This is a genomic window from Chryseobacterium sp. CG10_8 (genome assembly GCF_058117085.1).
In genome coordinates this window covers 1-10,262 of the sequence record NZ_JBYVEB010000101.1, presented here as the reverse complement: position 1 = coordinate 10,262, position 10,262 = coordinate 1, and the positions used below count along the sequence as shown (strand labels likewise).

The 10,262-nt window shown below is 36.0% G+C and carries 10 protein-coding genes; 5 read left to right on the top strand and 5 right to left on the bottom strand.

From position 1 onward, the window contains the following. The first annotated feature begins 116 nt into the window (after positions 1 to 116). Positions 117 to 536 carry an endonuclease domain-containing protein gene (locus tag AC4AGG_RS13425; RefSeq protein WP_489772520.1) on the top strand — a complete coding sequence of 140 codons (420 nt, stop codon included), beginning with the start codon at positions 117 to 119 and terminating at the stop codon, positions 534 to 536. Positions 537 to 593: 57 nt separating this feature from the next. On the opposite strand, the gene hutU is transcribed toward AC4AGG_RS13425, so the two are convergent. The 5 genes from hutU to AC4AGG_RS13400 all read right to left on the bottom strand — a co-directional run bounded on the left by hutU (position 594) and on the right by AC4AGG_RS13400 (position 6,141). Next, positions 594 to 2,579: a urocanate hydratase gene (gene hutU / locus AC4AGG_RS13420; protein WP_489772519.1), complete on the bottom strand. Its 1,986-nt coding sequence runs from the start codon at positions 2,577 to 2,579 to the stop codon at positions 594 to 596. Between the two features lie 92 nt (positions 2,580 to 2,671). Continuing rightward, complete coding sequence (locus AC4AGG_RS13415) at positions 2,672 to 3,064, bottom strand: DUF1801 domain-containing protein (RefSeq protein WP_489772518.1); 393 nt, start codon at positions 3,062 to 3,064, stop codon at positions 2,672 to 2,674. 106 nt (positions 3,065 to 3,170) lie between these two features. Continuing rightward, positions 3,171 to 3,458, bottom strand: coding sequence for a hypothetical protein (locus AC4AGG_RS13410; RefSeq protein WP_489772517.1), 288 nt, complete (start codon positions 3,456 to 3,458; stop codon positions 3,171 to 3,173). 206 nt (positions 3,459 to 3,664) lie between these two features. Then, positions 3,665 to 5,338 carry a glutamate formimidoyltransferase gene (gene ftcD / locus AC4AGG_RS13405; protein ID WP_489772516.1) on the bottom strand — a complete coding sequence of 558 codons (1,674 nt, stop codon included), beginning with the start codon at positions 5,336 to 5,338 and terminating at the stop codon, positions 3,665 to 3,667. A gap of 152 nt (positions 5,339 to 5,490) precedes the next feature. Then, entirely contained in the window at positions 5,491 to 6,141 is a 651-nt protein-coding gene (locus AC4AGG_RS13400) for a protein-L-isoaspartate(D-aspartate) O-methyltransferase (RefSeq protein WP_489772515.1), read from the bottom strand. A 186-nt stretch (positions 6,142 to 6,327) separates the two neighbouring features. Between AC4AGG_RS13400 and AC4AGG_RS13395 the strand changes: the two genes are divergently transcribed. The 4 genes from AC4AGG_RS13395 (at position 6,328) to AC4AGG_RS13380 (ending at position 10,094) form a co-directional block, all read left to right on the top strand. Further along, on the top strand, positions 6,328 to 7,311 hold the full coding sequence (locus tag AC4AGG_RS13395; RefSeq protein WP_489772514.1) for a 3-oxoacyl-ACP synthase III family protein: 984 nt from the start codon (positions 6,328 to 6,330) through the stop codon (positions 7,309 to 7,311). 100 nt (positions 7,312 to 7,411) lie between these two features. Further along, a complete protein-coding gene (locus tag AC4AGG_RS13390; RefSeq protein ID WP_489772513.1) occupies positions 7,412 to 8,236 on the top strand; it encodes an SDR family oxidoreductase in 825 nt (274 codons plus the stop codon). A gap of 79 nt (positions 8,237 to 8,315) precedes the next feature. Further along, positions 8,316 to 9,278: a Gfo/Idh/MocA family protein gene (locus tag AC4AGG_RS13385; protein ID WP_489772512.1), complete on the top strand. Its 963-nt coding sequence runs from the start codon at positions 8,316 to 8,318 to the stop codon at positions 9,276 to 9,278. 3 nt (positions 9,279 to 9,281) lie between these two features. Further along, the gene (locus AC4AGG_RS13380) at positions 9,282 to 10,094 is read left to right on the top strand and encodes a hypothetical protein (protein ID WP_489772511.1); all 813 of its coding nucleotides are present in this window, start codon (positions 9,282 to 9,284) and stop codon (positions 10,092 to 10,094) included. Positions 10,095 to 10,262: the final 168 nt, after the last annotated feature.

The following is a 10,262-nucleotide window of genomic DNA, read 5'->3' as shown; positions in this document are numbered from 1 at the left end:
AAAATTATTAAAAAAATCTGAAGTCAAGAATTCCCCTCCTTTGGAGGGGTGGCGAAATTTTGATAAAAATTTTGACGGGGTGGTTTAAAAATGAGTAAATTCAAATAAAAAAACAAATGACTGAAGGAGCAATTTTAACTCAAATAGAAGGTATTTCTATCTATCGAAATTTTGTAGAAAATCTACCCTACAATCCTTCTTTAATTCCCTTAACAAAAGAAAAGCGAAAAGCAGGAATTTTATCTGAAGTCTTATTTTGGAAACAGGTTAGAAATCGAAGTTTTCATGGAATTGATTTTGACCGTCAAAGAATTATTGGAAATTATATTGTTGACTTCTATGTAAAAACTTTAGGCTTGATTGTAGAAATTGACGGAAAAAGTCACGAACAAAAGGAAGAATATGATATAATGAGAATTCAATTTTTTGAAAGCTTAGGATTAAAGGTTTTTATCATTTCAGATATTGATGTCAAAAAAAAACTTGCATCAGTGATGCAAGATTTGGAAAGTTTTATTATTCATAATTATTCTTGAACCGCTATTCTAAAATAACCACCCCGTCCTACGGACACCCCTCCAAAGGAGGGGAATTTATAACAACTCCTCATCCACAAAATTCGGAAGCGTTACTTTCAAATTCGGTTCGATTTCCATCGCACGTTTGATGGCGAAAATTGCACCTTCGTTCCTTGCCCAACTTCTTCTGGAAATTCCGTTGTTGACATCCCAAAAAAGCATTGATTTTAATCTTCTGTCTGCATCTTCTGTTCCGTCCAATAACATTCCGAAACCACCATTGATTACTTCTCCCCAACCAACTCCACCTCCATTGTGAATAGAAACCCAAGTTGCACCACGGAAACTATCACCAATCACATTATGAATCGCCATATCTGCTGTAAAACGGCTTCCATCGTAGATATTAGAAGTTTCTCGATACGGCGAATCCGTTCCTGAAACATCGTGATGGTCTCTTCCCAAAACAACGGGTCCAATGACTCCATTTTTGATGGCTTGGTTAAATTTTTCCGCAATTTTCATTCGACCTTCTGCGTCTGCATAAAGAATTCGGGCTTGAGAACCAACCACCAAATTATTTTCTTGTGCGCCTTTAATCCACTGAATATTATCTGCCATTTGTTGCTGAATTTCGGAAGGTGAATTTTTCATCAATTCCTCCAAAACTTCAGAAGCAATTTCATCTGTTTTTTGTAAATCTTCAGGTTTTCCACTTGCACAAACCCATCTAAAAGGTCCAAATCCATAATCGAAACACATCGGTCCCATAATATCTTGAACATAACTTGGGTATTTGAACTCTCTTCCTAAAGTTGGATTTTCAGACATCACATCTGCTCCTGCTCTACTTGCTTCTAAAAGAAAGGCGTTACCATAATCGAAGAAATAAGTTCCTTTTGCAGTATGTTTATTAATCGCTGAAGCGTGACTTCTCAACGTTTCCTGAACTTTTTCTTTAAATAATTCTGGGTTTTCAGCCATCATTTTATTAGAATCCTCAAATGAAATTCCAGCAGGATAATAACCTCCTGCCCAAGGATTATGAAGCGAAGTTTGGTCAGAACCAATGTCAATTCTTAAATTTTCTTGGTCAAATTTCTCCCAAACATCCACCACATTTCCAAGGTAAGCCAAAGAAACAGTTTCGCCATTTGTTTGAGCTTTTCTGACTCTCTCTACCAATTGATCGAGGTTCTCGTGGATTTCGTCCACCCATTTTTGGTCGTGACGAATCTTGGTAATTTTCGGATTCACTTCTGCACAAACCGTCACGCAACCTGCAATATTACCTGCTTTTGGTTGGGCTCCTGACATTCCACCCAAGCCTGAAGTCACAAACAAACCACCTTTTGGTGATTTTTTAATTTTTCTAAAAGCATTTAAAACCGTTATTGTCGTTCCGTGAACAATTCCTTGCGGACCAATGTACATATAACTTCCTGCCGTCATTTGACCATATTGCGTTACACCCAATGCATTGAATTTCTCCCAATCATCGGGTTTGGAATAATTAGGAATCATCATTCCGTTCGTTACCACCACTCTTGGAGCATCTTTGTGGCTCGGGAACAATCCCATTGGATGACCAGAATACATCACTAAAGTCTGTTCATCAGTCATTTCCGACAAATATTTCATCGTCAAAAGATATTGCGCCCAATTGGAAAAAACTGCTCCATTACCACCATAAGTAATCAATTCGTGGGGATGTTGAGCGACAGCATAACTCAAATTATTCTGAATCATCAACATAATTGCTTTCGCTTGTTGAGATTTCCCGGGATAATCGTCGATTGGTCTCGCAAAAATTTCGTAATCAGGACGAAAACGATACATATAAATCCTTCCAAAATCCTCCAATTCTTTCTTGAATTCAGGAATTAAATCTGTATGAAATTTCGGTTCAAAATAGCGCAACGCATTTTTGAGGGCTAATTTCTTTTCTTCTTCATTCAGAATTTCTTTGCGCTTTGGTGCGTGATTAATGTTGTTATCGTAAGCTTTTGGCTGTGGTAATTCAGTTGGAATTCCTTGTTGGATTTGTTTTTGAAAGGTCATTTTTATTAGTCTATAATGTAAAATGTTCAAAGTATTTTTAAGTTTTTAAAGATATTCAAAAAGGAGAATATGAAACAAAAAAAATGGTTCAATTACTTTAACCGAACCAACACGCCTTTTCTTTTGACAATGTTCTTATAATCCCATTGAATCTTAATTGATTTAGAAAGCCATCGCTTTAAATCTTCTTCATTGATTTCAGAAACATCGTTATAAAAAACAGAAGCATCTTGAAATTTTCCTCCTAAAACATTTAGTCCCTCTTCATTAAAAGACTTTCCGCTCCAGAACATCAATCGAATCCCTTTCTTTTGTTTGCTATAGCCAACAATTGGATTACTATCCAAAAACCAAACTGGATGAGCGTGCCAAATTTTATTTTCAGCTTCATGAAGGTTTTCAGAAATTATTTCAGCTAAAGTGTTGCAAATTTTTCGGTCACTTTCTGATTGGGAATCGTTGTATTTTTGGATTTCAGGGGTCATTTGTAGTTTTTCTTTAGATTTAAAAAAATAGTTGCTAAAGATATTCAAATTGAAAGACTTCAACCAAATGACATCAAAAAGCCCTGCAATTGCAAGGCTTTATAATTTATTGAATAATGTCGTCGTTTTGTTCCTCGTGGTCGTCCTGGTCACTCAGGCTCCAATAATTATTTTCCTCATCTTCCTCTCCTATCAACTCCTGCAAATTATCTAACTCCGAACCTGGAACGTCCAAATCCATTTCCATGGAATCACTTGAAATCGCATCTTCTTGAATTTCTCCATTAGAATCCATTGACACGCTCTTTTCTCGATTAAAAATATCCTCCGAAGAATTATAGTCCATTCTTATTAATTCCTCGTCTTGCTCTTTTCTTGAATTATGGTCTTCCATGTTTTTAGTTTTTGTAGGTTAAAGGTAGTCATTTTTGACTACTATTTCAAAGTCTTGCATCGAAATAGGCGATTTAATTCGATTTCAAAAAAAGAAAAAGGGTGAATTTAATTCTAAACCACCCGTTTTCTTCACTTCGTTAAGAATCCATCCTTCAAAGAAAGGGAATTTGGACTCCAACAATTAATTATAAATTTAATTTTGCCTTACTCGTTAATCTTCTGGTTAACGATATGCATAATTTCGTTCTCTAATTCCTCTGCTTCAGCTTCAATCTTCGCTCCCTTTGCTAAAATATCATTCACAAAATCTTGGTCTTTGTAAGACGTCGAATTGATTTTGACATTCAAGAAAGCGCCTCTTACTGCCGCTCTTGCACATAAAGCTCCAACACCTGCATCCGAAACAGAATTTGGATTTCCTATTTCCGCCATTGCTCTAATGGTTTCCATACTTTCAAAAGCTGTCTCCATCACTTTGAATGGAATCTCTATCGCAAATTTTGTTGCGTCCTGAATCGCTTGACTCCGTGCCTTTTTCTCTTCATCAGTCGATTTTGGAAGTCCGAAAGCATTCATAATTTCGTTAAATGCTTTGGTATCTGCATCTACTAATTTTAGTAATTTATTTTTGGAATTTTCGGCTTTTTCTGCCCAAATACTGAACTCTTCCCAACGGTCGTCCCAACCTCTTTTGTGCGAAGAAAGATTAGCAACCATTCCAGCCAATGCGGCACCCAAACTTCCCACATAAGCAGAAATAGAACCACCTCCTGGAGCTGGACTTTCACTTGATGTTTCATCAGCAAAATCAGCCAAAGTCATACTAATCAACTTAGAATCTTCAGGATTCGCCAAAAGATACTCAATGATACGTTCCTCTGGTTTGAAAGGCGTCAACTCATCTAATCCAAGAGATTTAATGGCGATTTTAATTAATTCTTTCTCTGAAACTCCAACCGACCTTTTTTGTTTCTGTAGGAAATATTTTCCGGCATCTAACATCGCTTTCAACGGAATTACACCAACCAATTCGCTTCCTGTCACTCTAATACCTCGCTCACTAGCTTTGGTACAAACCTCATCAAATGCAATATGCATCGGCGTTTCATTAATATTGGTCAAATTCATTGAAATCTGAGCAATTCCGTACTCTTCAATAAACCAACCAATCGCTTTAACATGCTTCAAACTTCCAGGAATTACAATATTATTTCCGTTCTCGTCTTTAACTGGTTTCAAATCCTTGGTCTTAACACGTCCTGCTTCACGAACATCAAAAGCAATTGCATTAGCTCTTCTTGTTGATGTTGTATTAAGATTAACATTATAAGCTACCAAGAAATCACGAGCACCAATCACCGTTCCTCCTCTTTTAGCATCGAATTCGGCTGGGCCAAAGTCCGGCTTCCATTCTGGTAACTGTATTTTTTTGAAAAAACCTTCATATTCTCCGGCGCGGATAACAGAAAGATTCTTACGTTCTGCTTTTGGTTGAGCTGCTTCATATAGGTATGTAGGAATGAGTAATTCCTCTCCTACTCTTTGTGCTAATTTTTGAGCGAAAACGGCGGTTTCTTCCAAAGTAATTCCCGATAAAGGAATCAAAGGACAAACATCCGTAGCTCCCATTCTTGGATGCTCTCCAGAATGCCTGCTCATATCGATGAGTTCGCCAGCTTTTTTGATAGAACGAAATGCAGCTTCGATAACCGCTTCTGGCTCTCCCGCAAAGGTAACAACAGTTCTGTTGGTCGCTTTTCCTGGGTCTACATTAAGAAGTTTTACCCCTTCTACGCTTTCGATTTCTGCAGTAATTTGATTAATGATACTCATGTCGCTTCCCTCACTGAAATTGGGAACACATTCGATTATTCTCATAAAAATTTAAATTAAATTCAATAAAAAAATAGGTTGTTGAAACGGGACGAAGATACAAAATATTGACCTTTGAAGAACATCATACGACCTTAATAATTTGTAGAATGTTGACTTTGCTTAAATCCAAAATACCTTCGAATATTTAGCGAAACTTACTGATTGGTATCACCCAGCATTGGAACAAATTTATACGCTCCAAATTCTTCCTTCTCGAATTCTTTTTCTGAAATTTTGGTGAAGCGATACAGAATCTGCTCGTCCGTTTTTCCCAAAGGAATAACCATTTTACCACCTACTTTAAGCTGTTTCAATAATTCTGTCGGAAGAACTTCTGCGCCACAAGTCACCAAAATCTTATCAAAGGGTGCAAAAGTGGGAAGTCCAGCAAAACCATCTCCAAAACTCTGAAATTTGGGTCGAAGATGAAGTTCTTTCAATTTTTTTTCGGAAAAATTAAATAAATCTTTTTGCCTTTCAATCGTGTAGACGAGTGCATCCATCGTTACCAAAACCGCAGTTTGATATCCACATCCGGTACCGATCTCCAAAATTTTTTCTTTGGGTTTTACCTGCAAAAGTTCGGTTTGTTCTGCTACAGTAGAAGGATGAGAAATGGTCTGATGCGCAGCAATAGGAAACGCTCTATCTTCATACGCAAAATCCTCAAAAATACTTTCAATAAAAAGATGACGAGGAACGGCGTTAATAGCTTGTAGGACATTCTCATCAGAAATCCCAATCTTTTCTCGTAGATAATCAATTAAAATTTTCCTTTTTCCTTTATGAAGATAAGTGTCTTGCATTTTTCCTTGTAATTCTCGTTGATTTTTTATTCAATTTTTCAAATATAAAACAAATTAAACACGAAATAAATACCTTCATTAATATAAAAACTTCTAATTTTACAAAATTATTACTAACTCGTTGATAGATTTAACAAGTTTTTACTAATCATTGAAAAAAAATTAAAAAATCACAAAAAACTAACCATGACAAAAATTGAAAAAAGAGCTTATATAAAAAGCACTGGTTCTTATGTACCTCCAAAAATTTTAAAAAATGATTTTTTTGAAGCCGTTGGTTCTTCGGATGAATGGATTTTTAATAATTTAGGAATTAAAGAAAGGCGAATTGCTGAAGGCGAATTTACGAGCGACCTCGCTAGCAAAGCGGGGCTCAATGCGTTGGAAGGAACAAACATATCGGTAGAAGATATTGATTTGATTATTGTTGCCACATCAACACCAGACCGTCAAGCACCTTCTACAGCCTGCTTTGTCCAAGAAAAAATGAAAGCTTATCAAGCTGTTGCATTTGATATTTCTGCAGTTTGCTCAGGTGGACTTTACGGAATTGCAATTGGTTGTCAATTTATAGAAACCGGCATGTACAACAATGTATTGGTGATTGGCGCAGATGTTTTTTCATCCATCACCGATTGGGAAAGAAAAGATTCGGTTTTTTTTGGTGATGGAGCGGGTGCCATTCTGTTAACTTCAACCACGGAAGACAAAGGATTTTTTGATTTCAAACTTCATGCAGATGGAAGAGGAAAATTTCATTTCAATATTCCAGCTGGTGGTTGCGAACTTCCAGCATCCGAGGAAACCTTGAAAGAAAAATTACATTATTTCCAAATGAACGGAAAAGAAGTCTATAACACAGCGACTAAAGTTTTACCAGAAAGCATCTATGAAATTTTAGAAGCCAACAACATGACCTCCGACGATGTAGATTGGGTAATTCCACATCAACCAAGCATCAGAATTCTTCAAGAAACCGCAAGAAAAACCAACATCCCTTTTGAAAAGGTAATGACCAATATGGACCGTTACGCCAATACTTCTGGCGGAACCATTCCCATTGTACTAGACGAAACTTTCAAAACAAAAAATTTAGAAAATGGAGACATTCTTCTTTTTGCTGCCGTTGGCTCGGGTTGGACTTGGGGAACGGCTCTCTATAAAGTGTAGATGCTAGATGTTAGATATTAGAAGTCAGGCCATACTTATTAGATGTTAGATATAAGAATTGGTCTAACCGAACATCATTAAAAATAAAAAAAATAAAAAAATGCTAGATAACCTTACCTTTCTTATAACAGGAATTGCAGATGAAAATTCGTTAGCAATGAAAACCGCCGAAAAAATATTAGAAAACAATGGAAAAGTAGTCTGTACAGGCCTTGGTGTTACTCCATTCCACAAAGACCTTTCCGAAAAAGCGGCTACTTTCCTTAATAAAAATTACGACGATTTTGAAAATGCTTGCAAAAAAGTTTTGGGAAATGACGTTTATACTGCTCCTTTGGACGCTACTTTGCCAGAAAGTCTAAGTTTTCTTGCGAATGACCTTAAAAATAAAAATATCGAGCTCAATGGTTTTCTTCATGCGATAGCAATGGATAAAACCATCAGAAACAAGTCCGTAAAACCGATGTTGGAAGTAACCGCATCAGAGTTTAATGACACCATGAATGTTTCAGCGTTTTCATTGATTACGCTTTGTCATGCGTTACTTTCTAATGGTGTTCTACAAAATGGTTCATCCATTGTTTCGCTAAGTTATATTGCGGCGGAAAAAGTTTCATTTTTTCCTTACATCAACATGAGTATTGCCAAAGCTGCATTGGAAAGGTTGACCATCGAAATGGCCTACGAATTAGGAAAAAAATACGGGATAAGAGCCAACGCAATTCGATTTTCTCCTTACATGGGAAGCAAAGCTGGAAATGCCACCTTAAAAGTTGAAGATGTTGAAAGAGCGAACAATATCAGTCCTTTAGGAAATGCACTTCCAGAAGATTTGGCTCATGAAATCGTCCATCTTTTCCGAAAAGAAACAAGAATAACTGGCGAAATCCGACATGTGGATGGCGGTTTTCACATTATGGGATAATATTTCGATGCTTTCTAAAAACAAAATTTTTATAAAATACCCATAATTCCTATCTTTACGTACTTTAAAAAAAATTAAAATGTTAAAAGCAGGTTTAGTTGGAGCTGGACATTTAGGAAAAATCCATTTGAGATTGTTGAACCAATCAGAAAAGTATGAATTAGTAGGTTTTTATGATGCAGATGCAGAAAATGGAAAAAAATTAGAAGCCGAACTAGGATACAAATATTTCGAAAATTTTGATGAACTTTTATCGCAGATTGACATGCTGGACATTGTTACTCCAACATTATATCACTACGATTACGCTTTGAAAGCTATCGAAAATAGAAAACATTTCTTCATCGAAAAACCAGTAACTCAGACCCTTCAACAAGCCGAAGAAATCTTGTACAAATGTCGTGAATACGGTATCAAAGCACAAGTGGGACACGTTGAAAGATATAATCCTGCTTTCATTGCTTCAAAGGATTTTATTGAAAATCCAATGTTCATCGAAATCCATCGTTTGGCGGAATTCAATCCGAGAGGAACGGACGTTTCGGTAGTTTTGGATTTGATGATTCATGATTTGGACATCTTGCTTTCTTTGGTCAAATCAAAAGTTAAAAATATCCACGCTTCTGGTGTTTGTGTGGTTTCCAAAACTCCAGATATCACCAACGCAAGAATCGAATTCGAAAACGGATGTGTTGCGAATTTGACAACTTCCAGAATTTCCATGAAAGCGATGAGAAAATCTCGTTTTTTCCAAAAAGACGCCTACATTTCGGTTGATTTCTTGGAGAAAAAAGCAGAAGTCATTCGTATGAAACCTGCTCCAGAAAACCCTTCAAATTTTGACATGATTATCGAAAATGCAGAAGGCGAAAGAAACCAAATCCTTTTTGAATATCCTAACATCACCGCTAACAATGCGATTTTGGATGAGCTTAATTCCTTTGCTGACGCTATCAACGAAAACAAAGAAGTAGAAGTGTCTCTGGAAGATGGAACCGAAGCTTTGAAAGTCGCTCTAGAAATTATGAAGTTAATAAGTTAAAAAATGAAAAAACTATCATTAATTATTGGATTGCTATGTTGCGTCTTTGTACTTGCTCAGGAAGTTAAAAACGGATTGCGTTACGCAGAATTCACAAAAAATGATGGTTCTACATTTAAAGCTTACCTGATTGTCCCTAAGACTCCAAGTGGGGAAGAAGAAATGCCAGGAATCTCCATTCCTTATGGCAAATTCGAATATAGATTCTCACCAGATTCTAAAAAGGAAAAAATCAAAGGAACTGATATTAAATCGGTTAAAATCCTTGACAAATCAGGAAGCGAAGTCATTGGATACGAACGTATAAAACTAAAGGCAATTACAACTCAAGGAAAATTAGTTGAAAAACAAGTTCAATATTTCCTCCCCTTGATTTACGATGGGAAAATAAAAATCTATGCCTCGTCAATAATTGTCATCAATGGTGGACAATACATGTATGTTAGTACTGAGGTTGCCATAAGAAATCAAGATTCAGAATTCGGAATTTTACCAGTAGATTATGATCGACTCAATATTTTTAATTTCACAATGATAGATGATAAAATGTTCGAAGCGCTAAAATTTGCAGGTAATAATTGTAAAAGCTTCAATCAATACCTTGACGAACTCAACAAAAAACAATCAGAGGATAAAGAATTTAGGAAAAGTATTTTAGCTCAAGCCAAAGATACAAGAAAATCAGCTTTTGGAGAAGCAAAAGAAAGAAAGCTTAGCGGTTATGGAAAGCAGTGTCTTTTGGGTGAAAAAATGCTTACATTTTACGTCAATTTTTACGGTGGAATTATCCGAGAATATGAAAAAAATTGCAAGTAGTTTTAACTAAAACTAAAGGAATCTAAATATTTATTTTAACCTCATTGATACTCAGATAAAATAAGACCAGCAAAGCCTATGAAGTAAACTAAGGAAAAATCTACTCGAAGAAAAAACATCCAAAAACACAAACACCATGAAAAAACACATCAGTTTGATATTAATTTT

Bases quoted from the DNA above. Each gene is read 5' to 3' on its own strand.
- AC4AGG_RS13425 (WP_489772520.1), top strand. From the start codon at position 117: ATGACTGAAGGAGCAATTTTAACTCAAATAGAAGGTATTTCTATCTAT.
- hutU (WP_489772519.1), bottom strand. From the start codon at position 2,579: ATGACCTTTCAAAAACAAATCCAACAAGGAATTCCAACTGAATTACCA.
- AC4AGG_RS13415 (WP_489772518.1), bottom strand. From the start codon at position 3,064: ATGACCCCTGAAATCCAAAAATACAACGATTCCCAATCAGAAAGTGAC.
- AC4AGG_RS13410 (WP_489772517.1), bottom strand. From the start codon at position 3,458: ATGGAAGACCATAATTCAAGAAAAGAGCAAGACGAGGAATTAATAAGA.
- ftcD (WP_489772516.1), bottom strand. From the start codon at position 5,338: ATGAGAATAATCGAATGTGTTCCCAATTTCAGTGAGGGAAGCGACATG.
- AC4AGG_RS13400 (WP_489772515.1), bottom strand. From the start codon at position 6,141: ATGCAAGACACTTATCTTCATAAAGGAAAAAGGAAAATTTTAATTGAT.
- AC4AGG_RS13395 (WP_489772514.1), top strand. From the start codon at position 6,328: ATGACAAAAATTGAAAAAAGAGCTTATATAAAAAGCACTGGTTCTTAT.
- AC4AGG_RS13390 (WP_489772513.1), top strand. From the start codon at position 7,412: ATGCTAGATAACCTTACCTTTCTTATAACAGGAATTGCAGATGAAAAT.
- AC4AGG_RS13385 (WP_489772512.1), top strand. From the start codon at position 8,316: ATGTTAAAAGCAGGTTTAGTTGGAGCTGGACATTTAGGAAAAATCCAT.
- AC4AGG_RS13380 (WP_489772511.1), top strand. From the start codon at position 9,282: ATGAAAAAACTATCATTAATTATTGGATTGCTATGTTGCGTCTTTGTA.